The 24,739-nt window shown below is 66.5% G+C and carries 20 protein-coding genes and 1 tRNA gene; 13 read left to right on the top strand and 8 right to left on the bottom strand.

The genetic code is table 11. The features are described 5' to 3' along the window. Nucleotides 1-7 precede the first annotated feature (7 nt). Nucleotides 8-2,959: an RNA polymerase-associated protein RapA gene (gene rapA, locus I4484_RS18170; RefSeq protein WP_197448615.1), complete on the bottom strand. Its 2,952-nt coding sequence runs from the start codon at nucleotides 2,957-2,959 to the stop codon at nucleotides 8-10. 146 nt (nucleotides 2,960-3,105) lie between these two features. Next, on the bottom strand, nucleotides 3,106-3,906 hold the full coding sequence (locus I4484_RS18165; protein ID WP_197448614.1) for a TlpA disulfide reductase family protein: 801 nt from the start codon (nucleotides 3,904-3,906) through the stop codon (nucleotides 3,106-3,108). A 132-nt stretch (nucleotides 3,907-4,038) separates the two neighbouring features. On the opposite strand from I4484_RS18165, the gene I4484_RS18160 reads away from it, so the two are divergent. After that, nucleotides 4,039-4,281 (top strand): hypothetical protein, encoded by a 243-nt coding sequence (locus tag I4484_RS18160; RefSeq protein WP_197448613.1) that lies wholly within the window; start codon nucleotides 4,039-4,041, stop codon nucleotides 4,279-4,281. Next, entirely contained in the window at nucleotides 4,268-5,848 is a 1,581-nt protein-coding gene (locus I4484_RS18155) for a phospholipase D family protein (RefSeq protein ID WP_234283723.1), read from the top strand. Before I4484_RS18160 ends, I4484_RS18155 begins: the two co-directional genes overlap by 14 nt. A 34-nt stretch (nucleotides 5,849-5,882) precedes the next feature. Here the strand turns inward: I4484_RS18155 and I4484_RS18150 are convergent, their stop codons facing one another. From I4484_RS18150 to ispB, 6 genes are all read right to left on the bottom strand, one after another. After that, complete coding sequence (locus tag I4484_RS18150) at nucleotides 5,883-7,214, bottom strand: diguanylate cyclase (protein ID WP_234283722.1); 1,332 nt, start codon at nucleotides 7,212-7,214, stop codon at nucleotides 5,883-5,885. 163 nt (nucleotides 7,215-7,377) lie between these two features. Beyond that, entirely contained in the window at nucleotides 7,378-9,606 is a 2,229-nt protein-coding gene (locus I4484_RS18145) for a bifunctional diguanylate cyclase/phosphodiesterase (protein WP_197448612.1), read from the bottom strand. An 88-nt stretch (nucleotides 9,607-9,694) separates the two neighbouring features. Continuing rightward, nucleotides 9,695-10,120, bottom strand: a complete 426-nt coding sequence (locus I4484_RS18140; protein WP_197448611.1) for a phosphate ABC transporter substrate-binding protein — start codon at nucleotides 10,118-10,120, stop codon at nucleotides 9,695-9,697. A gap of 10 nt (nucleotides 10,121-10,130) precedes the next feature. Beyond that, on the bottom strand, nucleotides 10,131-11,366 hold the full coding sequence (locus tag I4484_RS18135) for a porin (protein ID WP_197448610.1): 1,236 nt from the start codon (nucleotides 11,364-11,366) through the stop codon (nucleotides 10,131-10,133). Nucleotides 11,367-11,609: 243 nt separating this feature from the next. Next, nucleotides 11,610-11,686: transfer RNA gene (locus I4484_RS18130), tRNA-Pro, on the bottom strand. A gap of 118 nt (nucleotides 11,687-11,804) precedes the next feature. Continuing rightward, on the bottom strand, nucleotides 11,805-12,812 hold the full coding sequence (gene ispB, locus I4484_RS18125; protein WP_197448609.1) for an octaprenyl diphosphate synthase: 1,008 nt from the start codon (nucleotides 12,810-12,812) through the stop codon (nucleotides 11,805-11,807). Nucleotides 12,813-13,105: 293 nt separating this feature from the next. Between ispB and rplU the strand changes: the two genes are divergently transcribed. The 11 genes from rplU to ispH all read left to right on the top strand — a co-directional run bounded on the left by rplU (nucleotide 13,106) and on the right by ispH (nucleotide 24,656). After that, on the top strand, nucleotides 13,106-13,417 hold the full coding sequence (gene rplU, locus I4484_RS18120; protein WP_111413373.1) for a 50S ribosomal protein L21: 312 nt from the start codon (nucleotides 13,106-13,108) through the stop codon (nucleotides 13,415-13,417). Between the two features lie 32 nt (nucleotides 13,418-13,449). Next, nucleotides 13,450-13,707 carry a 50S ribosomal protein L27 gene (gene rpmA, locus I4484_RS18115; RefSeq protein WP_111413374.1) on the top strand — a complete coding sequence of 86 codons (258 nt, stop codon included), beginning with the start codon at nucleotides 13,450-13,452 and terminating at the stop codon, nucleotides 13,705-13,707. A gap of 84 nt (nucleotides 13,708-13,791) precedes the next feature. Next, complete coding sequence (gene cgtA, locus I4484_RS18110) at nucleotides 13,792-14,979, top strand: Obg family GTPase CgtA (protein ID WP_197448608.1); 1,188 nt, start codon at nucleotides 13,792-13,794, stop codon at nucleotides 14,977-14,979. A 69-nt stretch (nucleotides 14,980-15,048) separates the two neighbouring features. Further along, nucleotides 15,049-16,182, top strand: coding sequence for a glutamate 5-kinase (gene proB / locus I4484_RS18105; protein ID WP_234283720.1), 1,134 nt, complete (start codon nucleotides 15,049-15,051; stop codon nucleotides 16,180-16,182). A 197-nt stretch (nucleotides 16,183-16,379) separates the two neighbouring features. Beyond that, a complete protein-coding gene (rpsT, locus tag I4484_RS18100; RefSeq protein WP_197448606.1) occupies nucleotides 16,380-16,646 on the top strand; it encodes a 30S ribosomal protein S20 in 267 nt (88 codons plus the stop codon). 243 nt (nucleotides 16,647-16,889) lie between these two features. Continuing rightward, on the top strand, nucleotides 16,890-18,413 hold the full coding sequence (gene murJ / locus I4484_RS18095) for a murein biosynthesis integral membrane protein MurJ (RefSeq protein ID WP_197451112.1): 1,524 nt from the start codon (nucleotides 16,890-16,892) through the stop codon (nucleotides 18,411-18,413). 120 nt (nucleotides 18,414-18,533) lie between these two features. Beyond that, nucleotides 18,534-19,595, top strand: a complete 1,062-nt coding sequence (gene ribF, locus I4484_RS18090) for a bifunctional riboflavin kinase/FAD synthetase (protein WP_197448605.1) — start codon at nucleotides 18,534-18,536, stop codon at nucleotides 19,593-19,595. A gap of 10 nt (nucleotides 19,596-19,605) precedes the next feature. Continuing rightward, on the top strand, nucleotides 19,606-22,449 hold the full coding sequence (gene ileS / locus I4484_RS18085) for an isoleucine--tRNA ligase (RefSeq protein WP_197448604.1): 2,844 nt from the start codon (nucleotides 19,606-19,608) through the stop codon (nucleotides 22,447-22,449). Next, nucleotides 22,442-22,975 carry a signal peptidase II gene (gene lspA / locus I4484_RS18080; RefSeq protein ID WP_197451111.1) on the top strand — a complete coding sequence of 178 codons (534 nt, stop codon included), beginning with the start codon at nucleotides 22,442-22,444 and terminating at the stop codon, nucleotides 22,973-22,975. Before ileS ends, lspA begins: the two co-directional genes overlap by 8 nt. A 49-nt stretch (nucleotides 22,976-23,024) precedes the next feature. Continuing rightward, nucleotides 23,025-23,471, top strand: coding sequence for an FKBP-type peptidyl-prolyl cis-trans isomerase (gene fkpB / locus I4484_RS18075; RefSeq protein WP_197448603.1), 447 nt, complete (start codon nucleotides 23,025-23,027; stop codon nucleotides 23,469-23,471). 207 nt (nucleotides 23,472-23,678) lie between these two features. After that, nucleotides 23,679-24,656 carry a 4-hydroxy-3-methylbut-2-enyl diphosphate reductase gene (ispH, locus tag I4484_RS18070; RefSeq protein ID WP_197448602.1) on the top strand — a complete coding sequence of 326 codons (978 nt, stop codon included), beginning with the start codon at nucleotides 23,679-23,681 and terminating at the stop codon, nucleotides 24,654-24,656. The last annotated feature ends 83 nt before the right edge of the window (nucleotides 24,657-24,739 follow it).

The following is a 24,739-nucleotide window of genomic DNA, read 5'->3' as shown; positions in this document are numbered from 1 at the left end:
CTCACGGTCAGCGGCTCTCTTCCCCCACCGTGACGATGACCCTGACCGCATCGAGCCGCAGCCGCGTGCCGTCGATGGCGGCATCGAGTTCGCCGCGTTCGCGACGCAGCGCCTCGAGCTCCGCCTCGCGTACCGCCGGGTTGAGACGGGCCAGCGCCTCCAGGCGGGCCAGCTCGCCGTCGAGTTCCCGACGCATGCGGACCTGGGCCCCCTCGACGATGCTCGGCAGCTCGCGCTCGGCCTCCTGCTCGCCCAGGACCAGCAGCTCGCGCAGCTGATCGTGACGGCTGCGGATCAGGTCGCGGGCCATGGCCTTCTTGACCTTGCGCAGATTCTTCGACAGGCCGGTGAAGGAGACCTTGTCGCTGAGCACCGCACCCGACTCGTCGAGCAGCACGCGCACCGCGGTCGGTGGCAGGAAGCGGTTGACGTGCAGGCGCCTGGGGGCCGGGCAGTAGGTACGGAACACCAGCTCCGTCATCAGCCGTCCGGCCGGAATGGCCGGATGCTGGAGCAGGGCGAGGGCGGTGTTGCCCATGGTGCCGTCGAGGATGCGCGCCATCATCTCGCGCAGCAACGGATGCTCCCAGGAGAGGCGCTGCACGTCGTCGCGGGCCAGGGCGCGCTCGCGCGACAGGGTGGCGGTGAAGCCTTCCTCGCCCTTGGCCAGCCCTGGCAGGCCGTCGAGCATCTGCGGGCCGGGCTGCAGGTGCAGCAGGCCGCCGCCGAGCTCCTGGCCATCGACGCCAAAGATATCCAGCGCCTGGTCGAGATAGCGCGTCAGCGCCGGGTCGTCGTCGAGCTCGCGAATTGCTGCGGCCACCGCCTCGGCGCGAGCCGGGCGACAGGCGTTGAGTTCCAGCAGCCGGTTGCGGCCGGCGTCGCGCTGGGCCAGGCGGTTTTCGAACAGCGCCCGGGTCTCGCTGATGACGTCTTCCAGCGCTTCGTCGTCGAGCAGCGCCTCGGCCAGGGCATCGCCGAAGGCATCGAACAGTTCGTTGCCGACGCCGTGGGGCGAAGCGAAGGCCTCCATTCCCTCGCTGAACCAGCGCAGCAGGCGCTCGCCAGGGCTGGCCTCGAACAGCGGCACGTGAATCTCGATGGCGTGGCGTTGGCCGATGCGATCGAGTCGGCCGATGCGCTGCTCGAGCTGGTCGGGGTGCTGCGGCAGGTCGAACATCACCAGATGGCGGCAGAACTGGAAGTTGCGTCCCTCGGAGCCGATCTCCGAGCACACCAGCACCTGGCTGCCTTCCTCCTCGTCGGCGAAAGCGGCAGCCGCCCGGTCGCGCTCGACCAGCGTGAGCCCCTCGTGGAACACCGGCGCATGCAGCCCGCCCAGCACCCGCAGGGCCTCGGCCAGGCCCTGGGCGGTCTCGCGTCCATGGGCGATCACTAGCACCTTGTCGTTGGCGAAGCCCTGCTCGCTGTCGTCGGCAAGCCGCTCCAGCAGCCAGGTCACGCGCGGATCGAACTGCCACCAGGGCTCGGCATTGAGCGGGTCGTCCGAGAGCGCGCGATAGGTCGCATCGGGGTAGATCAGCACGTCGGGGTGGTCGAGCCCGGTCTCGATCAGCAGCTCGTCGAGATAGTCCTCGTCACGCTCGAGCTTACGCAGCACGCGGCGGTAGGCCGAGGGCAGCGTCAGTGCCGCCAGGTGCAGGCGACGTTCGGGAAAACCGCCCACATGACGGCGGCTGTTGCGGAACATCACCCGGCCCGTGCCATGGCGGTCGAGCAGTTGCTCGCGCAGCTGGTCGCGGGCGCTGGCCTGCTGCGCGGCTCCGCACTCGGGGTTGGACAGGAGGTCCAGCAGGGCCAGGCTGTCGGGCTCGTCGATTACCGCCGCCACGCTGCTGCGCGCCTCGCGGCCACCGGCGGGGAGGGCTTCCAGGGCGTCGATGGACTGCGCCACTTCCACGTAGTGCTGCTCCTCGTCGCGGAAGGCATCGAGGCTGTGATAGCGATCCGGATCGAGCAGGCGCAGGCGGGCGAAGTGGCTCTCGAGCCCCATCTGTTCGGGAGTCGCGGTGAGCAGCAGCACACCCGGCACCGCCTTGGCCAGGCGCTCGACGCAGGCGTAGCCTGGGCCGACCTGGTCGGCGCTCCAGTCGAGGTGATGCGCTTCGTCGACGATCAGCAGGTCCCAGTCGCTGCTGGCAGCCTGCTCCTGGCGATGCGGGTTGGCGAACAGCCACTCCTGGCTGGCCAGGATCAACTGGCCGGATTCGAAGGGGTTGCTCTCGGCCTGGGCCAGGCTCTGCTGTTCGTCGAGCAGGGTCACCTCGAGGGCGAAGCGGCGCAGCAGCTCCACCAGCCACTGGTGGGTGAGGCTCGGCGGCACCAGGATCAATGCGCGCTGGGCGCGGCCGGTGAGCAGCATGCGGTGCAGGATCAGGCCGGCTTCGATGGTCTTGCCCAGCCCCACCTCGTCGGCCAACAAGACGCGGGGCGCGTGGCGCCGGGCCACTTCGTCGGCGATGTAGAGCTGATGGGGAATCAGGTCGATGCGCGGCCCGGCCAGGCCCAGCGCCGGGTTCTGCTCGATGCGGTGGTGGTGGTGCAGGGTACGGAAGCGCAGGTCGAACCAGTCGTTGCGGTCGACCTGGCCGGTCAACAGGCGATCGCGAGCCTGGTCGAACTGCATGGTGTCGGCCAGGCGGGCCTCGGGCAGCTCGCGCAGCTCGCCTTGATCATCCTCGCCGATGTATACGATCAGCCCGTCGACCTCCTTGCTGTCGTCAACGGTCAGGTGCCAGCCATCGCTCGACTGGATGCGGTCACCGCTGCCGAAGGCGACCCGGGTAAGGGGCGCCTGGCGGCTGCTGTAGGTGCGGGTTTCCTGGCTGGCGCCGAACAGCACGGTGACGCTACGGTGATCGCAACTCAGGATGGTGCCCAGGCCCAGGTCGGCCTCGCCGTCGCTGATCCAGCGCTGGCCGGGTGAAAAGTCGCTCATGATGCCTCGGTCGATGCGGAACAGGGTGCGCATGCTATCGGCGGAGACAGCTCCGCCATCAGCAGGGCGGGCGATTCTAACGCAAAGCCCGTCATGGCTTAAGGCTGGTGGAGAGAGGCGGGAAATGGTAGGGCGCGCGGCCTCTCCTAGTAGCGTTGCAGCCAGCCATCCAGTTGCGCCCGCGACAGCTCACCCACGTGGCGCTCCACCGCGCGCCCCTCGCGGTCGAACAGCACCGTGGTGGGCAGCCCCGGTGACTCGAAGGCCATCGTCATCTCCTGGCGGGGATCGAGTAGCGGGTAGCGAAAGGTCAGCCCTTGCTCATCGAGATAGCGCACCACCTGCAGCAGCTCCTCGCCCTGGTTGATCACCACCACGGTGACGCCCTCGCGTTCGTCGGCCTCGGCCAGCAGTGGCATCTCGCGCAGGCAGGGCGGACACCAGGTGGCCCACAGGTTGACCACTACGCGATCGCCGCGCAGTGCCTGCAGCTCGACCGGCTCGCCGTCGAGATTCTCCAGGGTGACGTCGGGCAGCTCGCGCAGCGGCATGTCGCCGCCCAGCGGTGCCAGGGTGACCAGCACCAGCCACAGCGCCGAGGCGCCGATGGTCAGGCCCATGGCGCCGATCATGGAGAGCAGCCGGTCACGCAGCGCCCAGCCGCTCCAGATCAACGCCGCGAGCAGCCCCCAGAGGCCGTGGTAACCCGGCTGCCACAGCTTGAGCACATCCAGCGGGGCAGCGGCATAGGCATCGAGATTCATCGCCACATGACCCAGGCGGGCGCCGGCCAGCCAGGCCAGCAGCAAGCCGTTATACCAGCGCGACCGCGCCGTCGACGACAGCCCCAGCAGCAGCCAGGCCGCAAGCAGCAGCAACAGGGCGCAGCCGATGGCATACAGGCGCGGGACGGATATCAGTACGGGGCCCAGGGCGAAGGCGTCCATTGGCTCAGCTCCGAGAATGGGGTCGGCGCAAACGGCAAGACCGGGTAGAATCATTCACTTGCATACGCTTACTACGTCAGCAGAGCAAGCCTACTGCGCACGGATAGCACTGTCACCCGGCGGGAGCCCTCCATGGCACACAAGTCGTTCGATCCCCTGCGCGCCCTGGCCATCGGCAGCCAGGCGCTGGGCTTCATCCTGATCATCACGCTCGAGACGATGTTGGGAGGCGAGGCTGCCCGTCCCTGGCAGGGAGTGACGCTGGCCGTGATGGTGGCGTTCGCGCTGGCCCTGGCGCTGGCCCGACTCTATCGGCGCAACAAGGCGCGCAAGACCATGGCGCGACGCCTGGCGGACGACGATGACGAACCCTGAACTCGGCGGCTCGCATCGAGCCCGCGGTTGGTGGCTGCTGGCGCTGTCCGGGTTGCTGGCCTCGCTGCTGGCGGGGTGCGCCGGCACGCCGGTGCCGCGTGAGCACGGGTCGCTGCTGTCCGCCGGGGAGAGCGAGGCCACCTGGCTGGGGCAGTGGGTGCGGATGAGCGCCGCCGACCGCTCTGGCAAGAGCGGCTTCGCCCTGCTCTCAAGCGGCCAGGACGCCTTCAGCCTGCGTGTATTGCTCAGCGAGCAGGCCGATCGGCGTCTCGACATCCAGACCTACCTGATCGGAGACGGCCTGACGACGCGGCTGCTGCTGCAGCGTCTCTTGGCGGCCGCCGACCGAGGAGTCGAGGTGCGCCTGCTGATCGACGACATGGGCGCCGTGGGCCAAGGGCAGGAGCTGGCGGCGCTCGATAGCCATCCCAACGTCCAGGTGCGTGTCTACAATGCGCTGAGTGTCGGCCGCGACACGCTGATCGGCCGCGTGCTGGCCTCGGCGCCGCAGGCGGCGCGGCAGCATCGGCGCATGCACAACAAGCTGTGGATCGCCGACGGCGCCCTGGCCATCGTCGGCGGGCGCAACCTGGGCGACGAGTACTACAGCGCCAGCGAGCCGCGCAACTTCACCGACCTCGACCTGATCACGCTCGGTCCCGTGGTGGAGCCGCTGTCGCGCAGCTTTCACCTCTACTGGAACCATGGCCTGGCGCAGCCCATCGGCCGCTACCATCGTGCCGAAGACGAGGCCTGGCGCGAGCTGCGCTCGTCGCTCGACGAATGGGTCGAGGCCAATGCCGATTCGCCCTACTTCGCCGATCTTCGCCAGCGCTATGCCGATGTCGAGCGGGGGCCGCTGGTGGGCAGGCTGCACTGGGGGGAGGGCTTCGCCCTGTGGGACCCGCCGGGCAAGCCGGCCTGGCGTGGACGCGCGGCGCTTGCCAGCACCATGGCCGGGGAGCTGCTCGAGCGCGCCGGTGAGCCGAGCGAGCGGCTGGTGATCGTCTCCGCCTACTTCGTGCCTGGCGAGCTTGGCACGCAGCGCTTGAGGGAACTGGCCGAATCGGGTGTCGAGGTCGAGGTCTTCACCAACTCCCTCGAAGCGACCGACGTGCCGCTGGTCCATGGCGCCTACCAGGTTCGCCGTAGAGCGCTGCTCGACAGCGGCGTCGCGCTCTATGAAATGCGTGCCGAGAGCGAATTCGACGACGATGGTTTCAGCGTGGGCTCGTCGGCCTCCGCCCTGCATATCAAGGCACTCAGCATCGACAGCGATCGCGTGTTCGTCGGCTCGCCCAATGCCGACCCTCGCTCGGTGTGGTGGAACACCGAAGTGGGCGTGCTCGCCGCCAGTCCGGGTCTGGCCGCCGAGCTGGAGGCGCTGGCAGAACTCGGCAAGTCGCCGGCGCTGAGCTATCGGGTCGAACGGGACGAGCAGGGGCGCCTCAGCTGGCTGACGGAACAGCAGGGGGAGACGGTGTCGTTCGGGCGTGAGCCCGGCGGTTTCTGGCGTCGTTTGGGGGCCATGCTGGGCCGGATCGCCTGGCTGGAGCCGCTGCTGTAGCTTCCCGCGCCGGCTCGAGGCCAATCCGCCACGCTCAAGCGTGGGTATCGGCGATGCCGACGCGGTCGCGCCCCGCCCGCTTGGCCCGATACAGGGCGCCATCGGCGCGGGCCAGCACCTCTTCCGGGCTTTCGCCCCGGTGGTACTCGGCAATGCCCAGGCTGATGGTGACGGCCAGCCCATGCAGGCGTGTCTCCGCCACCTGCTGGCGCAGCCGCTCGGCGAAGATCGACGCCCCCTGAATGGTCGTGTCCTGTAGCAGAATGGCGAACTCCTCGCCGCCCCAGCGCGCCAGCAGGTCGGTGCTGCGCAGGGTCTTGCCCACCAGGCTGGCCAGGCGCTTGAGGATGAGATCCCCCGTGTCGTGGCCATGCTGGTCGTTGATCGACTTGAACCGGTCGATATCGAACAGCAGCAGTGAGAAGGTGTTGTCGCTGCGCTCGGCCTGACGGATCGCCTTGCGCATGGCGGTGTCGAAGGCGCGGCGGTTGTGCGCACCGGTCAGGTGGTCGCGGGTGGCCTGCTGTTCCAGCTCCTGCTCCAGGCGCTTGCGCTCGGCGATGTTGTGGAATACGGCAATGAAGTGGCGCAGCTTGCCGGCCTCGTCACTGACGGCCGTGATCGATTGCCACAGCGGGTAGATCTCGCCGTACTTGTTGCGGTTCCAGATCTCGCCCTGCCAGTGGCCGGTGTCGAGGACCTCCTGCCACAGCTGGGCATAGAAGTGCTTGTCATGACGCCCGGACTTGAACAGGCGGGGCGTGTGGCCGATCACCTCTTCGGGCAGGTAGCCGGTGATGTCGGTAAAGGCCTGGTTGACCCGTTCGATGCGCATCTCCGGGTCGGTGATCAGGGTGGCCTGGCCGGTCTGGAATACGCTGGCGAGCAGCCGCAGCTCCTCCTCCTGGCGCTTGCGCTCGGTGATGTCCTCTTTCACCGCCACGAAGCGCACAATCGCGCCCGTGTCGTCGCGCACCGGCGTGATGGTCTCGGCTTCCCAGTAGAGTTCGCCGCTCTTCTTGCGGTTCTGCAGTTCGCCGCGCCACACCTGGCCGCTGCGCAGGGTCTGCCACAGGTCGCGATAGACGCTGTCGGGCGTCAGCCCCGATTGGATCATCGCCGGCGTCCTGCCGATCAGCTCCTCGCGTGAATAACCGGTCACCTCCAGGAAGCGGCGGTTGACATACTCGATGCGCCCCTCGGCATCGGTGATCGCGGTCGCGGCCGGACTCTGCTCCACGGCGATGTAGAGCTGGTAGAACTTGGCTCGCAGCGTGTCGAGATCGCTGCTGCTTTCGTGGGGGCCTGCCATGGCCGCGGCGACGCCGGCGCTACCATGCGCAGTCTCGGGCTCGCTGATCTTCACGAGCGCCCTCCGTACGAGTGGGACTTGTTCCAGGACAAGTTTCTTATGACTTTGGTATGAATCGCTTGGCTGAAGCTTGCGTCAAAAGAGGCGGTGGCGACCCCCGGTCGCGGAGCATAGCGTCTTTTTGCGACACGTTCACGTCGAAGTTGATAGCGCCAGGCTAAATAGTTGATTCATTGTCGAACCACTTAGCCAATGACAGTACAGCTTCGTCTGCAGGCTGCGGTTCGTGCATGTAAAACCCCTGAATCTGGTCGCAAGCATGGCGACGCAGGTACTCCACATGCGCTGCCGACTCGACGCCTTCGGCGACGACTGTCAGACCCAGGTTCTTGCCGAGGTCAATGATGGCCTCCGTGAGGCTCCTGTCGCCGGCGTTGTCGAGAAGGTCATGGATGAACGAGCCGTCTATCTTGATCGTGTCGAGAGGAAACGCCTGCAGCTTGGAGAGCGAGGAGTAGCCGGTGCCGAAGTCGTCGATCGCGATGCGCACACCGATGTCTCTCAGCTCCTGCAGGACTCTGACGGCTTTTGGCATGTCCTGCATTATCATGCTCTCGGTGATCTCCACTTCGAGCAACTCGGGGGCCATGCCGCTGGCCTGAAGCGCGCCCTTGATGTCTCTGAGCAGACCATCGTCGAGGAACTGACGGGCCGAGAGATTGACCGCCATGCTCAATGCCGGGAAGCCGGCCTTCTGCCAGGCGACATTCTGTCGGCATGCCGTGTAGATGACCCAGCGGCCGATGGGGACAATGAGGCCATTTTCTTCCGCCAGTGGTATGAACTGCTTGGGCAGTATCAGCCCGAGTTCGGGATGTTGCCAGCGAAGCAGTGCTTCCATGCCGATGACGCGGCCGGTGGCCATGTCGAGCTTCGACTGGTAGTAAAGCAGGAACTCCTGACGCTCCAGCGCCTTGCGCAGGCTCGACTCCAGAGCCAGTCGCTCCAAGGAGTCTGTCTTCAACTGCTCGGAGTAGTACTGGGCATTGTTCTTGCCCTCCTCCTTGGCGTGATACATCGCCACGTCGGCGTGCTTCATCAGGGTTTGCTCATCCTCGCCATCGGCGGGATAGCGGGCAATGCCGATGCTGACCGTGATACGAAACTCCTGGCCCACCAGTGTGAAAGGGGTGCTGACTGAGGCGAGGATCTTGTCGGCAACCTGGGTGATCTGGTTCGGCTCCGTGATCTCCGGGAGCAGAATGACGAACTCGTCACCACCCAGCCGAGCGACGGTGTCGCTTTCCCGTACCGCGCGGCCAAGTCGCCGGCTGACCTCCCGAAGCAGCTCATCGCCCGCGTCGTGGCCAAGCGAGTCGTTGATCGCCTTGAATCGGTCCAGATCGAGAAAGAGCAGGGTCAACCGCTTGTCGTAGCGGCGAGCGTGCTGCATCCCTTTGGTCAACAGACGGCTGAAGTAGGCTCGGTTCGGCAGCCCCGTCAGGTTGTCGTGGAAGGCAAGATATTCGGCACGCCTGGCGTGGTCCAGGCGCTCTTCGAGTACCCTGGCCTGTGCCCTGCGCAGCTTCCAGCTCAGCCGGCCGAGCAGTGTCAGCACGGCGAGCGCAACGATGCTGACCAGCACCGCGCGCCAATAGTAGGTGTGCCGAAGCGCAGCGGCGGCGGCCATCTGCTCGTCCTGGGAGAGACCGACGACGATGGCGATCGGAAACTCGAACAGGGGCCTGGCCACCAGGTAACGCGGCACGCCGTCCCATCCGCTGATGCTTACCCGGGCGGGCTCGTCGAGGCCGCTATTGCCTTCCAGAAGGCGCGCATAGTCGATCTGTTCACCCGTATGCACCGTTTCGCCGGTACGGCGAACCAGAAAAATGCCCTCTTCCCCTGCCAGGGCCAGTACCCCTTGTTTTTCCAGCGTTTTCGGCTCGTAGCCGCTGACGAAGTACTCTGCGCTGACGAGCACGGATACCCAGCCTGGCGCTTGCTGCCCGTTTTCAGACAGGCTTCGGTGGAAGGCCAGCCTGCTGTCCTGCGCGGACGCGGCCTGATGGTGAAGCTCGACCCTCAGGCCCTCCTGCCCAGCAACGGGTGTCGTGTCATCCGTGCGCGAGGGTCCGTGCGTGCTGGCGACGACGTTGCCCTCGGCATCGCTCAGGCGGACCTCGAACAGCAGGGTCGGGGGGAGCATGTCCTGCTGGCTCAGTTCATCCAGGACGGCCTGCGGCGGGCGTTCGTCGAGACTGTAGCGCACCAGCTTGAGGGTGGTATCGATCTCGCGCAGCGCCCGGACGACCTGGGCCTCGTAGGTCTCCGCCATGTCCGCGGCCAGTACCGCCGCCCGGCGGTCGGCAGCCGACTGCTCCCGTGCAGTCAGGTTCCACGTGACCAGCCAGATGGCTGCCAGCGCCAGCAGGGCGAGGCCCATGAAGAGGATGCCGGGTTCGACGAGACGGTGCAGCCAATGCCGCCTGGTGAGGGGTGGGTCCGTAGCGGTGCCAGCGTGTGAGGCGGATTCAATCAATGGCCACCACCCGCAGGCGCTCGTCGATGTAGGCGCCGTCCACATAGCCGATGGCCGTGGCCTGCTCCGCCACGAAGTCGGCCATGGCCTGGTGATCGGCCAAGCTGCGTGGTGGCTGGCCGCGGCCGGTGAAGATCAGGCGCGACCAGTGCATCTTGATCTGGGCGGGGGTCTGGCCCAGATAGTTGCGATAGAACGCGACGTAAGCCGGGGAGTTCTCGCGCTGGTCCACGGGCATGGCGGGTTGCCCGCCAGGAAAGCGGTTGGTCCGGCCCAGGTAGATGTCGGTCAGCTCGCTGCGGGTGAGCGTGCTCACCGGGCTTTGAGCGGAAACCACCACCACGGCATCGGCCAGGGCAAGGCTCGATGCCAGGCCGAGGAGCAGGTTGCAGCCGATCTTCGTGAGTCGCGAAGGCATTCTTGTCTCCTCAGAACACGAAGTCGAGCGCTAGGCTGAACAGATTGACCGAACCGCCGGGCTCGAAGCCTGGCTGCGAGTTGACCAGGTAGCCGCGCGATTCCCCCTCGTGGTTCATGTGGTCGAACTGGGCCTTGACCGCCATGTTGCTGCTGAAATCCCAGCGTACGCCGACAGACACGCTTTCCTGCTGTGGCTGCCCCTGGAGCATGGAGTTGAGCATCGCATCCAGTGGTTCGCTGCCGGGCTGTGAGAGGCCCGGGGTGGATGTCTTGCTGAGTATGCGCTGACTGGCATATGTCAGATAGGGCGTGAAGGCGCCCAGGCGGTAGCCACCGGAAATGTACCAGCCGCGGTTATCCGCCAGGAAGGTGCGGCTGCTGGTCTGGGTCCATTCGCCCATCACGAACCAGTTGCCGGGATCGTAGCGAGCCCCCAGGCTGATGGCTTCAAAGGTTTTGCCATCGACATTGTAGCGTTCGGCAATGGCATCGCCTTCAGGGCCAAACATTCTGAAGGCATCGAACAGCGGGTTGAAATCTTCGATGCTCAGGCGGTAATGGCTGTAGGCGGCAAAGAGGCTGATGCTGCCCTGCTCAACGGTATTGCTGATTGTCAGCCCTTCTCGAGCGCGTGCCTCGGCGGTGGCTCGGTCCATCGCTGCATCGATGTAGGGAAAGGTGGCATCGCTTTGCCCATAGGTGGCCCGAAGCGTGTTGGTGACGCTGGCGATATGGGAGCGGTAGCTGACGTCCACGCCGTCAGCGCTGGAAACCGGTATGGTGCGATAGACTTCCAGTGGCGGGCGGATCCAGGGCGTCGCGTAGCCTACCTTGCGATACTCTGAATTCATGAAGACCGGAAGTATGACGCGGCCGACCCTCAGGCTCAGGTCGGGAGTCACATCGTAATTGATGTTGGCCCACTCGATTGCCGGCCGGAATTGGCCATCGTACTGCTGCTCGGTGACGACTTGCACCACGCTCGAGAGGCGAGGCGTAAGGTTGGCGGTAAGCTGCAGGCCCAGCCGGCTGTCGACCTCGGCACTCCAGTCACTGGTATGGCCGGCTCCTCTGGGCATCAGCATGCTCGAAACGAAATCTGCCTGGTCCTCGCTGGAATGCACCACGCCAAGCGTGCCGAAGCCATTCAGGGACAGCGAGGGGGGATTCGCTTGTGCGGCAAGGGGAAGCCCGTATGCCAGCACCAGCGAGGTGAGGAGGGCAAGAGGTAACTTTCTCGACATATGGGAGACCACGCGCGTGGGCGGTGATACATGGCCGCTTCCGAGAGAGGGCGGAAGGCTGGCCGAATGATTGACTTCGCAGGCAGGAGAGGTGCGTCTCTGCTTTCTTAAGCGAGCTATCGGCAGGGGATCGAAAAACTTGAGGTCGGAGGGGCGTGAACGGGGGACAAAGGTGCGGCTGTCTTCACGACGCAAAACCGCCACCCGGCGTGATCCGTCAGTGGCGGTTTTGACTGAATTCTTTGGTCGGAGTAGCAGGATTCGAACCTACGACCTCTGCCTCCCGAAGGCAGCGCTCTACCAAGCTGAGCTATACTCCGTTGCATTTTTTGAGCCGCTCGGAAGCCGCTCGGCACCGGCACCGCTGGGTGCCGACGGATGGGCATTATACGCAAAACCCTCGGCCTTGCAAGCCCCGCGGTGGCGCTGGCGTGCCGCTCAGTTCTGGCGTTCCACCGCGAGCCTGGCCAGTTCGGCCATGCTGTCGCGATAGCGGCTGGGGGGTAGCAGGTCGAGCTGCTCCAGCGCCTTGGCCGACATCTCCTCGGCCCGTGCGCGGGTATAGTCCAGCGCGCCGGTATCGCGCACGATGGCCAGCACTTCTTCCAACTGGTCGAGTCCGCCCTGGCGGATGGCCTGGCGGATCGTCTTGGCCTGGTCGGGGGTGCCGGCGGCCATGGCCTGGATCAGCGGCAGCGTCGGCTTGCCCTCGGCGAGGTCGTCGCCCACGTTCTTGCCCATGGCGGTGGCGTCGCCCTGGTAGTCGAGCAGGTCGTCGACGAGCTGGAACGCCAGACCCAGGTAACGGCCGTAGTACTGCAGCGCCGCCTCCTGCTGCGGGTCGGCCTCGGCCAGCACCGCACCGCTGTGGGTGGCGGCCTCGAACAGCATGGCGGTCTTGCCCTGGATGGTCTCGAAGTAGACCGCCTCGTCGATGTCGGGGTTGCCCACGTTGGTCAGCTGCTGGACCTCGCCTTCGGCGATCACGCAGGTGGCGCCCGAGAGTATCCCCATGATCTTGAGCGAGCCGATCTCCACCATCATCTGGAAGGAGCGGGAGTAGAGGTAGTCGCCCACCAGCACCGAGGGGGCGTTGCCCCAGGCGTCGTTGGCGGTGGCGCGGCCGCGGCGCATGTGGGACTCATCGACCACGTCGTCGTGCAGCAGGGTCGAGGTGTGCATGAACTCGATCAGCGTGGCCAGCGAGATGTGCTTGTCGCCCCGATACCCCAGCGCGCGGGCAGCGAGCAGCACCAGCAGCGGGCGCAGCCGCTTGCCGCCGCTGGCGATGATGTACTGGCCAATGGTCTCCACCAGCGGCACCCGCGAGGCCAACTGATCCATGATGGTGCGATTGACCGCGGCGAAATCGTCGGCGACCGCTGCATGGAGCGACGTGGCGGAGGTGTTGCTGTCGGACGAGCGGGTAGAGGCGTTGGCTGGCATGGGGCGGTATCATCGAGCTGTTGGGCCCAAATGCCGGAGAGTGGCGGTGGGCCTTGGGTTGCGGGTCATGCTATGGCCCCCCCATGGGGGCGTCAAGCTGTGCCGCGGTGCGCCTTGACGTGACACGTCCTCGGGGTGCCGTCGAGTGTCGCGGCAGCTTGAATGGCGTGCCGGGCGCGGTTATAATGCGCGGCCCACTCATCTCGCTCCCTGTCAGATGGCTGCCGAAAGGGGCGCCACTCGAAGCAGGTCGATGAAGAGCCAACCCCGATGAGTTCCGGAGAGATACGCACATGTATGCAGTAATCAAGAGCGGTGGCAAGCAGTACCGCGTTCAGGAAGGCCAGACGCTCAAGCTCGAGAAGCTGGAAATTCCGACTGGCGAAACCGTCGAGTTCGACCAGGTGCTGCTGGTTGCCGATGGCGACGACGTGACCGTCGGCGCTCCGCTGGTCGATGGTGCCAAAGTGGCGGCCGAGATCGTTTCCCACGGCCGTGGCGAGAAGATCCGCATCATCAAGTTCCGTCGCCGCAAGCACCACATGAAGCGTCAGGGCCACCGTCAGTGGTTCACTGAAGTCAAGATCACCGGGATTTCCGCCTAAGCGGCTTCCCCTTAACGAGCGAGGACTTTGCAATGGCTCATAAGAAGGCAGCCGGCTCTACCCGTAACGGCCGCGATTCAGAATCCAAACGCCTTGGTGTCAAGCTGTATGGCGGCCAGGCCGTCACCGCCGGCAACATCATCGTGCGTCAGCGCGGCACCCGCTTCCACGCCGGTACCGGCGTCGGCGTCGGCCGCGACCACACCCTCTTCGCCCTGAGCGACGGTGTGATCAAGTTCGAGACCAAGGGTCCGAAGAACCGCAAGTTCGTCAGCGTCGTCTCTGCCTGAGCGCGCTCGAACCGGTAGAGGGAAGGCCCCGCTCAGGCGGGGCCTTCTTGTATCATGACGGCAGAGACCGTCGGGAGAGTCACAATGCAGTTCGTCGACGAAGCCTCGATCATCGTGGAGGCCGGCAGGGGCGGCAATGGCTGCCTGAGCTTCCGCCGCGAGAAGTACGTGCCCAAGGGTGGTCCCGATGGCGGCGACGGCGGGCATGGCGGCAGCGTCTACCTGGTCGGGGACGATGCCCTCAACACGCTGATCGATTTCAAGTATCAGCGCTTCTACCAGGCCGAGAGCGGCCGCCCCGGCCAGGGGCGCCAGATGAGCGGCCGGGCCGGCAGCGATCTGGTGGTCAAGGTGCCGGTGGGTACCACGGTGATCGACGAGGACACCCTCGAAGTGATCGCCGACATCACCGAGATCGGCCAGCAGGTGCTGGTGGCCCAGGGCGGCCGCCGCGGGCTCGGCAACATCCACTTCAAGTCGTCGACCAACCGCGCGCCACGCAAGACCACGCCGGGCACCGATGGTGAACGGCGCAATCTGCGCCTGGAGATGAAGGTGATGGCCGACGTCGGCCTGCTGGGCATGCCCAACGCCGGCAAGTCGACTCTGATCCGCTCGGTGTCTGCGGCCAAGCCCAAGGTGGCCGACTACCCCTTCACCACGCTGGTGCCCAATCTCGGCGTGGTGAAGCTGGGCATGCACGAACATTTCGTGATGGCCGATGTGCCGGGGCTAATCGAGGGCGCCTCGGACGGTGCCGGCCTGGGGCTGCGCTTCCTCAAGCACCTCACCCGTACTCGTCTGCTCTTTCACGTGGTCGATGTGGCGCCGTTCGACGAGTCCGATCCGGTCGAGGTCGCGCGTGCCATTGCCCATGAACTCGAGCAGTTTTCGCCGACCCTGGCCGAGCGCCCGCGCTGGCTGGTGCTCAACAAGCTCGACCTGGTGCCGGAAGAGGAGCGCGAGGCGCGAGTCGCCGCCATCGTCGAAGGACTTGGCTGGGAAGGGCCGGTGTTCCGCATCTCGGCGATCAGCGGCGAAGGCACCGACGCCCTGGTGCAGTCGGCGCACCGCTGGCTCACCGAGCAGCGCCGGCTGGAGAACGAGGACGAGGAGGCCGCCGAGCGCGAGCGCGAGATGCGCGAGCGCATGGAGGCCGAGGCGGTGGCGCGCACCGAGGCGCGACTGGGCCGTCGGCGCAAGCGCAGCGACGAAGACGATGACGATTTCGACGACGATGATTACGATGTCGAAGTCGAATATGTGGAGTGAGGGGAGGCCTTCGCTCGCTCAGTCGCGCTGACATGGCTGGCTGGTTTTTGCTGGATGGGAGAGCAGAGTGTGAACGAGCGGGTTCCGGGTCGCGATGCGCTGCGTGGCGCTCGCCGGGTGGTGGTGAAGATCGGCAGTGCGCTGCTGACCAACGATGGGCGAGGGCTCGACGAGGCGGCCATTGGCGGCTGGGTGGACCAGATCGCCGCGCTGCATCGTCAGGGGCTCGAGGTGGTGCTGGTATCGTCGGGCGCCGTGGCGGCGGGCATGGTGAGGCTGGGCTGGCAGGCCCGCCCCTCGGCCGTGCATGAGCTGCAGGCCGCGGCGGCGGTGGGGCAGAACGGCCTGACCCAGTGCTACGAACACCACTTCGCGCGCCATGGCCTGCTCACCGCCCAGGTGCTGCTGACCCACGACGACCTCTCCAACCGCAAGCGTTACCTCAATGCCCGCTCGGCGCTGCGTACCCTGGTCGACCTGCGCGTGGTGCCGGTGATCAACGAGAACGACACCGTGGTCACCGACGAGATCCGCTTCGGCGACAACGATACCCTGGGCGCGCTGGTGGCCAACCTGCTCGAGGCCGAAGCGCTGGTGATCCTTACCGACCAGGAGGGGTTGTTCGACGCCGATCCGCGCCGCAACCCGGCGGCCACGCTGATCCAGGAAGGCCGCGCCGATGATCCGGCGTTGGCGGCGGTGGCCGGCGGCGGCGGTGCGCTGGGTCGCGGTGGCATGACCACCAAGGTGCAGGCGGCACGCCTGGCGGCCCGCTCCGGCGCCGTCACGGTGATCGCCAGCGGACGCCAGCCCGAGGTGCTGACCAGGCTGGCCGCCGGTGAGTCGCTGGGCACGCTGCTGCGCCCGGAGGAGGCGCCCATGGCGGCGCGCAAGCGCTGGCTGGCCGGTCAGCTCCAGGTGCGCGGCAGCCTGACGCTGGATGCCGGCGCGGTCAAGGTGCTGCGCGGCAGCGGATCGAGCCTGTTGGCAGTGGGCGTCAAGGCGCTGTCGGGCGACTTCGTGCGCGGCGACATGGTGCTGTGCCTCGACGAGCAGGGCGAGCGGATCGCCAAGGGGCTGGTGAACTATGGCGCCGACGAAGCGCGCCGCATTCTCGGCCAGCCGAGTCACCAGATCGAGGCGATCCTGGGCTACATGGAGGCGCCCGAGTTGATCCATCGCGACAACCTCGTCGTGCTGTGAGGCAGTGTTCATGGGGCCTGTAGCATGGCGCCGGGTACCTGTGGTAGTATGCGGCATCCTCTCAGACACGGCCCGTCGACAACCTTCGGGTTGACGCCATGGCCAGACCGGCTGGGAAGTGAAATTTTCAGGCCGGACAAATCGTTATCGATGCCGCCCCCGACCGGGCGGCGTTAAAGTTTTCCAGGAGATAGTCAGTGGCAAACAGCAAGCAAGCCCGCAAGCGTGCCCGTCAGGCGGAAGGCCGTCGTGTTCTGAAGGCGAGCCAGCGCGCCATGGTGCGTACCTACGTGAAGCGCGTCATCAAGGCCATCAACGGTGGCGATCACGCGACTGCCATGGCCGAGTTCCACAAGGCGCAGCCGGTCATCGACCGCATCGCCGACAAGGACGTGCTCTCCAAGAAGAAGGCTGCACGCCTGAAGAGCCGCCTGAACGCGCGAATTAAGGCCCTGGCTGCGTAAAGCCGGACGTCTTGGAGACCTCGCGAGCGCCAGCACCTCGATGCCCGCGTACCGCGATCTCTTGAAAAAACCGGCTTCGGCCGGTTTTTTTTGTGCCTGCCAAGCGGGATGAACCACATCGAGCGAGCCCGGAGAGGAAAGCAGACGGTGACGAAACGCGAGCAGTTGCCCAGGCCCGGTGAGTCGGCGCCACCCGCGGTGGCCGATGACGACCGGGCCGTTGCCCCCAAGGCCGGGGGGCTGATGCGCTCCGGTCTGGTGGTGGGGGCCATGACCATGCTGTCGCGGGTCATGGGCCTGGTGCGTGACGTGGTGGTGGCGACCCTGTTCGGTGCCGGCAGCGGTGCCGATGCTTTCTTCGTCGCCTTCAAGATCCCCAACTTCATGCGCCGGCTGTTTGCCGAGGGCGCCTTCAACCAGGCCTTCGTGCCGGTGCTTTCCGAATACGCCACCCGCGGCAGCAAGCGCGAGGTGCGCGAGCTGCTCGACGCCGTGGCCGGCAGCCTCACCGCGGTGCTGGCGCTGATCACCGCCCTGGCCATGCTCGCCGCGCCCTGGCTGGTGTGGCTCTTCGCCCCGGGTTTCGGCCGCGATCCGGCCAAGCTGGCGCTGACCGCCGACATGCTGCGGCTGACCTTCCCCTACCTGCTGCTGGTCTCGCTAACCGCCTTTGCCGGCAGCGTGCTCAACACCTGGAACCGTTTCGCCGTGCCGGCCTTCACGCCGGTACTGCTCAACCTCTCGCTGATCGGCGCCGCCGTGCTGCTCACGCCCTTGATGAGCGAGCCGGCCATGGCGCTGGCGTGGGGCGTGCTGATCGCCGGCGTCGCCCAGCTCGCGTTCCAGGTGCCGTTCCTCGCGCGCCTGGGGCTGATGCCGCGCCCGTGGCCCAATTTCGCCCACAGCGGGGTGAAGCGCATCCTGGTGCTGATGGCCCCGGCCCTGTTCGGTGTCTCGGTGTCGCAAATCAACCTGTTGCTGGATACCGTGCTGGCCTCGTTGCTCACACCCGGCAGTGTCTCGTGGCTCTACTATTCCGACCGCCTGGTGGAGCTGCCGCTGGGCGTGTTCGGCATCGCCATCGGCACGGTGATCCTGCCGGCGCTCTCCAAGCGCCACGCCGAGCAGTCGGGTGAGCACTTCGCCGCCATGCTCGACTGGGCGGTGCGCGCCGTGCTGCTGTTGGGCCTGCCGGCGGCGCTGGCGCTGGCGGTCCTCGCCGAGCCGCTGTTGATCTCGCTGTTTCACTACGGCGCCATGACCGAACACGACATCGCCATGGCGGCGATGAGCCTGCGTGCCTACGCCTTCGGCCTGGTGGCCTTCATGCTGATCAAGGTGCTGGCACCCGGCTTCTTCGCCCGCCAGAACACCAAGACCCCGGTGAAGGTCGGCATCATCGCCATGGTGGCCAACATGGTCTTCAACCTGCTCCTGATCTGGCCACTGGCCCATGCCGGACTGGCCCTGGCCACGGCGCTGTCGGCCTTTCTCAATGCCGGGCTGCTGGGTTGGCTGCTGCACAAGCAGGGCGTGCTGGTGTTCCAGCCGGGCTGGGGCCGCTATGCCGTGCAACTGGTCGGCGGCTGCGTGGTGATGAGCGTGGGGCTCGCCTGGCTGGCGCCGGATTGGCAGCAGTGGCTCGAGTGGAACGTAGGGGCGCGCGTACAGTGGCTGGCGCTGTTGGTGGTGGCCGGCGCGGCGGTCTACTTCGCCTGGCTGGCGGCGCTGGGCGTCAGGCCGCGGCATTTCCGTATGCGGGGGTGAGGGCGGCCCTCTGCGTTGAGGTCGGCCAGGTGAAGCGGGCAACCGGCTGTCAAGGGGGCGGGGGTTCGCTATAATCTCCCCCTTTACACGTTTTTCAACCAACGGTTTAGTGAAGGCTGAATGGAAGTCATTCGAGGACTGCACAATCTGCGCGACGAGCATCGCGGCTGCGTGGCCACCATCGGTAACTTCGATGGCGTGCACCGCGGCCACCAGGCGATTCTCGACCAGTGCCGCGAGCAGGCCTCGAAGCTTCGTCTGCCGGTGACGGTCGTGGTGTTCGAGCCCCAGCCGCGTGAGTTCTTCGCCGGCGACCAGGCCCCGCCGCGGCTGACCCGCCTGCGCGAGAAGGTCCGCCTGCTCGGCGAGAGCGGGGTGGACTATGTGCTCTGCCTGCCGTTCAACGAGCGATTGCGCAGCCTCACCGCGGTGGAATTCATCGATCGCGTGCTGGTCGAAGGCCTGGGCGTACGTCATCTGGTGGTTGGCGACGATTTTCGCTTCGGCTGCGATCGCAGCGGCGACTTCAACCTGTTGATGCAGGAGGGCGAGCGGCGTGGCCGCGACGGGTTCGGCGTCGAGCACACGCGGACCTTCACCCTCGACGACGAGCGGGTCTCCAGCACCCGGGTACGTACCCTGCTGGCCAGCGGCAACTTCGCCCAGGCGGCACGCATGCTGGGTCGTCCCTATCGCCTGGGGGGGCGGGTGGTCGCCGACCGCCAACTGGGGCGTACCATTGGCGTCCCCACCGCCAACCTGCCGCTGCCGCGCCTGCCGCTCGCGCTGCGCGGCGTATACGCGGTGGTGGCTGAGCTGCCCGACGGGCAGCAGTGCAACGGGGTGGCCAACATTGGCTGGCGCCCCACGGTGGGTAGCGACCGGCCGGTGCTCGAGGTGCATCTGTTCGACTTCGACGGCGACCTCTACGGCAAACGGCTCACGGTGTTTCCCTGCGCGCGGCTGCGCGGCGAGGTGAAGTTCGACGACTTCCCCGCGCTCAAGCAGCAGATCATGGTGGACCTGGCCCGCGCTCGCCGCTTCTTCGCCAGCCCGTGTCCTGCGGCCAGGGAGCTTGGCCTGGCAGACGACTCTCTTCCCTTGGCATCGGCGCCGCTGGCGCGCGAGGCCGCGAATTTCGAATCCTCGGCGGGACGTTCCGCCGACCAAGACGACGGCTGACTCCCAGGATATGAGCGACTACAAGCACACACTGAACCTGCCCGAAACCGACTTCCCCATGCGCGGCAACCTGCCTCGGCGCGAGCCCGGCCGGGTGTCGCAGTGGCAGGACATGAAGCTCTACCAGCGCCTGCGCGAAGAGCGACGCGGCCGCGAGACCTTCGTGCTGCACGACGGCCCTCCCTACGCCAACGGCAGCATCCACATCGGTCACGCCGTCAACAAGATTCTCAAGGACATCATCGTCAAGTCGAAGAACCTGGCCGGCCTCGATGCGCCCTACGTGCCCGGCTGGGACTGCCACGGCCTGCCCATCGAGCACAAGGTGGAGACCACCCACGGCAAGCATCTCGATCCCGAGCAGGCGCGTGCGCTGTGCCGCGAGTACGCCGCCTCGCAGATCGAGACCCAGCTCGCCGACTTCGTGCGCCTGGGGGTGGTCGGTGACTGGGACAACCCCTACCGTTCGATGGACTACGCCAACGAGGCGGGCGAGATCCGTGCGCTGGCCGACATGGTCGCGGCGGGCTACGTCTTCAAGGGCCTCAAGCCGGTCAACTGGTGCTTCGACTGCGGCTCGGCCCTGGCCGAGGCCGAGGTGGAGTATCAGGACAAGAAGTCCGATGCCATCGACGTGGCCTTCCCGGCCGCCGACGAGGCCAAGCTGGCCGCCGCCTTCGGCCTGGAGTCGCTCTCCAAGCCCGCCGCCATCGTGATCTGGACCACCACGCCCTGGACCGTGCCGGCCAACCAGGCGCTCAACGTGCACCCTGAGTTCACCTACGCCCTGGTCGATACCGGCAGCCGCCTGCTGGTGCTGGCCGAGGAGCTGGTGGAGTCGTGCCTCGAGCGCTACGAGCTCGAAGGCGAAGTGATCGCCACCGCCAAAGGCCAGGCGCTCGACCTGATCGAGTTCCGCCATCCGTTCTACGACCGTCTCTCGCCGGTCTATCTGGCCGACTACGTCGAATCCGAGGTGGGCAGCACGGGTATCGTCCACTCGGCACCGGCCTACGGCGTCGACGACTTCGTTACCTGTCGTGCCCACGGCATGGCGTTCGAGGAGATCAAGAGCCCGGTGCAGGGCAACGGCGTCTATGCCGACGACCTGCCGTTCTTCGGCGGCCAGATGATCTGGAAGGCCAACCCGCAGATCGTCGACAAGCTGCGCGAGGTCGGCGCACTGCTGGCGCACAAGGTCATCACTCACAGCTACATGCACTGCTGGCGCCACAAGACCCCGGTGATCTACCGCGCCACGGCGCAGTGGTTCGTGGGCATGGACGTCAAGGGGCATGACGGACGTACCCTGCGCGAGCGGGCGCTGGAAGGCATCGAGGCGACCCAGTTCACCCCGGCCTGGGGGCAGGCACGCCTGCACGCCATGATCGCCAACCGCCCCGACTGGTGCATCTCGCGCCAGCGCAACTGGGGCGTGCCGATCCCGTTCTTCCTGCACAAGGCCACCGGCGAGCTGCACCCGCGCACCGTGGAGCTGATGGAGGAGGCCGCCAAGCGCGTCGAGCGCGAGGGCATCGATGCCTGGTTCCGCCTCGACCCGGCCGAGCTGCTGGGCGACGAGGCGGCCGAGTACGAGAAGGTCACCGATACCCTCGACGTGTGGTTCGACTCCGGCACCACCCACCGCCACGTGCTGCGCGGCTCGCACCCCCACGGCCACGGGAGCGGCCCGCGTGCCGACCTCTACCTGGAGGGCTCCGACCAGCATCGCGGCTGGTTCCACTCCTCGCTGCTGACCGGCTGCGCCATCGACGGCCACCCGCCGTACCGCGGCCTGCTCACCCATGGCTTCACCGTCGACGCCCAGGGGCGCAAGATGTCCAAGTCGATGGGCAACGTGGTGGCGCCGCAGGAGGTGATGGACAAGCTGGGGGCCGACATCCTGCGCCTGTGGGTCGCCTCCACCGACTATTCGGGCGAGATGGCGGTCTCCGACGAGATCCTCAAGCGCACCGCCGACGTCTACCGGCGCATCCGCAACACCGCGCGCTTCCTGCTGGCCAACCTCAACGGCTTCGATCCGGCCCGCGATAGCGTGGCGTTCGGCGACATGCTGGCGCTGGACCAGTGGGTGGTGGATCGCGCCGCCCAGCTCCAGGCGCGCATCGAGAAGGCCTATGAGGAGTACCGCTTCCTCGACGTCTACCAGCAGGTGCACACCTTCTGCTCGCGGGAACTCGGCGGCTTCTATCTCGATGTCATCAAGGACCGCCAGTACACCACCCAGGCCGATTCCCTGGCCCGGCGCAGCTGCCAGACGGCCCTCTACCATGTGGTCGAGGCGCTCTCGCGCTGGGTGGCGCCGATCCTCAGCTTCACCGCCGAGGAGATTCACGAGAACATCCCCGGCAGCAAGGGCGACAGCGTGCTGCTCGAGACCTACTACGAAGGGCTCGCCACCCTGGCGCCGAACGCCGAGCTGGGGCGCGAGTTCTGGGAACAGGTGCTCGAGGTCAAGCAGGCGGTCAACAAGTGCCTGGAAGACGCCCGTAACGCCAAGGTGATCAAGGGCAGCCTGGCCGCCGAGGTGACCCTGTTCGTCGACGCTGAACTTCATGCCACCCTGGCCAAGCTGGGCGAGGAGCTGCGCTTCGTGATGCTCACCAGCGAGGTGCGCCTGGCGCCGCTGGCCGAGGGCCAGCACGCTGAAGGTGCCGAGGCCACCGAGCTTGGGGGGCTGATGGTCGCCGTCGCGGCCAGCCCGCACCAGAAGTGCGAGCGCTGCTGGCACCATCGCGAGGACGTCGGCAGCCATGCCGAGCACCCCGACCTCTGCGGGCGCTGCATCAGCAACCTGCCGGAGGGTAGCGGTGAGACTCGCCACTATGCGTGACAAGGAGCAGAGCAGCGGCGGTGTCTCCGTGCCGCCGATGCGCCAGCCGTTGCGCTGGCTGTGGCTGGCTGCCGCCGTGGTACTGCTGGATCTCGGCACCAAGGCGCTGATGTCGAGCCTGCTGAGCTATGGGCAGCCGGTGGAAGTGCTGCCGTTCTTCAACCTCACGCTGCTGCACAACACCGGGGCGGCGTTCAGCTTTCTCGCCGGCCATCCCGGCTGGCAGCGCTGGTTCTTCGCCATCGTCGGCATAGGCGCCAGTATCGGCCTGACCGTGTGGATGAGCCGGCTCAAGGCCGACGAGAAGCTGCTCGGCGCCTCGCTGGCGCTGGTTATCGGCGGCGCCCTGGGCAATCTTTACGACCGCCTGGTACACGGCTACGTGGTCGACTTTCTCTCCTTCCACGTGGCCGGCTGGTACTACCCGGCCTTCAACGTGGCCGATATCGGCATCACCCTGGGGGCGATCGGCCTGATCTGGGAATCCATTTTCGAAGGGCGCAAGCAGGCGCGCCGGGGCAATTGAGCCGCCTGCTATCCTGCAACCAGACACGACCGATCGAGCGAGAGCAATGATGAGCGAATACCGCATCGACGAAGGCATGGAAGTGACACTGCACTTCACCCTCAAGCTGGAGGACGGCACCGTGGTCGACTCCACCCGTGAGAAGTCACCCGCCACCTTCCAACTGGGTGACGGCAACCTGCCGCCCGGCTTCGAATATCCGCTCAAGGGCATGAGCGGCGGCGAGAGCGGCAGCTTCGAGGTGACACCCGAGCACGCCTTCGGCCAGCGCAATCCGCAGAACGTGCAGCTGCTCAGCCGCGACGACTTCGACGAGATCGAGCCGGAGGTGGGCACGGTGATGTCATTCGCCGACCCCGCCGGCGGCGAGCTACCCGGCGTGATCACGGCCGTCGACGAGCGTAACGTGGAAGTGGACTTCAACCATCCGCTCGCCGGGCGTACCCTGACCTTCGAGGTCGAAGTGTTGGATGTCAGGCCCGCGCAGACACACTGAGAAAACGCTGATTTCCTGCTGCGCTCGATATCCTGGTCGCCGGCGGTACTGGGTCGCCAGCCCGGTCGAACTCTCATTTACTGCCGTGTAAACTCCGGGTTCTCCGTTCCGGCGACGTCCAGCCTATCTTCGCTCGCGACGGAACTCAGCGCTTTCTACGCTTTATCTGTTTCTACCGATGCCCCGACGCATCAAGGCGACGTAACCATGCAAGCTAACTCCGTGCGAATCCGGCTGGCCAACCCACGCGGCTTCTGTGCCGGCGTCGATCGCGCCATCGAGATCGTCAATCGTGCGCTGGACGTCTTCGGCCCGCCTATCTACGTACGCCACGAGGTGGTGCATAACCGCTTCGTGGTCGATACCCTGCGCGAGCGCGGCGCCATCTTCGTCGAGGAACTCGACGAGGTGCCCGACGACGTCATCGTGATCTTCTCCGCCCACGGTGTTTCCCGGGCGGTGCAGGACGACGCCGAGCGACGCGGCCTCAAGGTCTTCGACGCCACCTGCCCGCTGGTCACCAAGGTGCACATGGAGGTCCTGCGCTACGCCAAGCGGGGCCAGGAGTGCATTCTCATCGGTCACGCCGGGCATCCTGAAGTCGAAGGCACCATGGGGCGCTACGACACCGCTCATGGCGGTGCCATCTACCTGGTGGAGGACGAGGAGGACGTCGCACGCCTCGAAGTGAAGGACCCCACCCGGCTCGCCTTCGTTACCCAGACCACGCTCTCCATGGACGACACCGCCCGGGTGATCGACGCCCTGCGCGCCAAGTTTCCGCGGATCCAGGGGCCGCGCAAGGACGACATCTGCTACGCCACCCAGAACCGCCAGGACGCCGTGCGCGAGCTGGCCGCCGGCTGTGACCTGCTGCTGGTGGTGGGCAGTCCCAACAGTTCCAACTCCAACCGACTGCGCGAGCTGGCCGAGCGGGTCGGCACCCCGGCCTACCTGATCGACGATGCCAGCCAGATCGACCCGGCATGGCTCGAAGGCATCACCGGCGTGGGGATCACCGCCGGGGCCAGTGCGCCAGAGGTGTTGGTCAAGGGTGTCATCGAGCGGCTGCAGGGTCTGGGCGCCAGGGCACCGGAAGAACTGGCCGGCCGCGAGGAGACCATCACCTTCTCCATGCCCCGCGAGCTGCGCGAGCGCGTGATCGCCAGCGATTCGCTATCCTGAGAAAAAGTAGGAAGTACGACGCCATCTGAAGGTATGAGTTTTCTCATGCCATGTGAGAATAATAAGCTGGGCCTGCCCCGGCT

This window comes from Halomonas sp. SS10-MC5 (assembly GCF_015992245.1).
GTDB classification, from domain to species: domain Bacteria; phylum Pseudomonadota; class Gammaproteobacteria; order Pseudomonadales; family Halomonadaceae; genus Halomonas; species Halomonas sulfidoxydans.
Note: the sequence above shows the minus strand (reverse complement) of the source record. Positions and strands in the feature narration are given on the sequence as shown.

What these genes read in the sequence shown, in the direction of transcription:
- rapA (WP_197448615.1), bottom strand. Translation starts at nt 2,959, where the DNA reads ATGAGCGACTTTTCACCCGGCCAGCGCTGGATCAGCGACGGCGAGGCC.
- I4484_RS18165 (WP_197448614.1), bottom strand. Translation starts at nt 3,906, where the DNA reads ATGGACGCCTTCGCCCTGGGCCCCGTACTGATATCCGTCCCGCGCCTG.
- I4484_RS18160 (WP_197448613.1), top strand. Translation starts at nt 4,039, where the DNA reads ATGGCACACAAGTCGTTCGATCCCCTGCGCGCCCTGGCCATCGGCAGC.
- I4484_RS18155 (WP_234283723.1), top strand. Translation starts at nt 4,268, where the DNA reads ATGACGAACCCTGAACTCGGCGGCTCGCATCGAGCCCGCGGTTGGTGG.
- I4484_RS18145 (WP_197448612.1), bottom strand. Translation starts at nt 9,606, where the DNA reads ATGGGCCTCGCCCTGCTGGCGCTGGCAGCCATCTGGCTGGTCACGTGG.
- I4484_RS18140 (WP_197448611.1), bottom strand. Translation starts at nt 10,120, where the DNA reads ATGCCTTCGCGACTCACGAAGATCGGCTGCAACCTGCTCCTCGGCCTG.
- I4484_RS18135 (WP_197448610.1), bottom strand. Translation starts at nt 11,366, where the DNA reads ATGTCGAGAAAGTTACCTCTTGCCCTCCTCACCTCGCTGGTGCTGGCA.
- ispB (WP_197448609.1), bottom strand. Translation starts at nt 12,812, where the DNA reads ATGCCAGCCAACGCCTCTACCCGCTCGTCCGACAGCAACACCTCCGCC.
- rplU (WP_111413373.1), top strand. Translation starts at nt 13,106, where the DNA reads ATGTATGCAGTAATCAAGAGCGGTGGCAAGCAGTACCGCGTTCAGGAA.
- rpmA (WP_111413374.1), top strand. Translation starts at nt 13,450, where the DNA reads ATGGCTCATAAGAAGGCAGCCGGCTCTACCCGTAACGGCCGCGATTCA.
- cgtA (WP_197448608.1), top strand. Translation starts at nt 13,792, where the DNA reads ATGCAGTTCGTCGACGAAGCCTCGATCATCGTGGAGGCCGGCAGGGGC.
- murJ (WP_197451112.1), top strand. Translation starts at nt 16,890, where the DNA reads ATGCGCTCCGGTCTGGTGGTGGGGGCCATGACCATGCTGTCGCGGGTC.
- ribF (WP_197448605.1), top strand. Translation starts at nt 18,534, where the DNA reads ATGGAAGTCATTCGAGGACTGCACAATCTGCGCGACGAGCATCGCGGC.
- ileS (WP_197448604.1), top strand. Translation starts at nt 19,606, where the DNA reads ATGAGCGACTACAAGCACACACTGAACCTGCCCGAAACCGACTTCCCC.
- lspA (WP_197451111.1), top strand. Translation starts at nt 22,442, where the DNA reads ATGCGTGACAAGGAGCAGAGCAGCGGCGGTGTCTCCGTGCCGCCGATG.
- fkpB (WP_197448603.1), top strand. Translation starts at nt 23,025, where the DNA reads ATGAGCGAATACCGCATCGACGAAGGCATGGAAGTGACACTGCACTTC.
- ispH (WP_197448602.1), top strand. Translation starts at nt 23,679, where the DNA reads ATGCAAGCTAACTCCGTGCGAATCCGGCTGGCCAACCCACGCGGCTTC.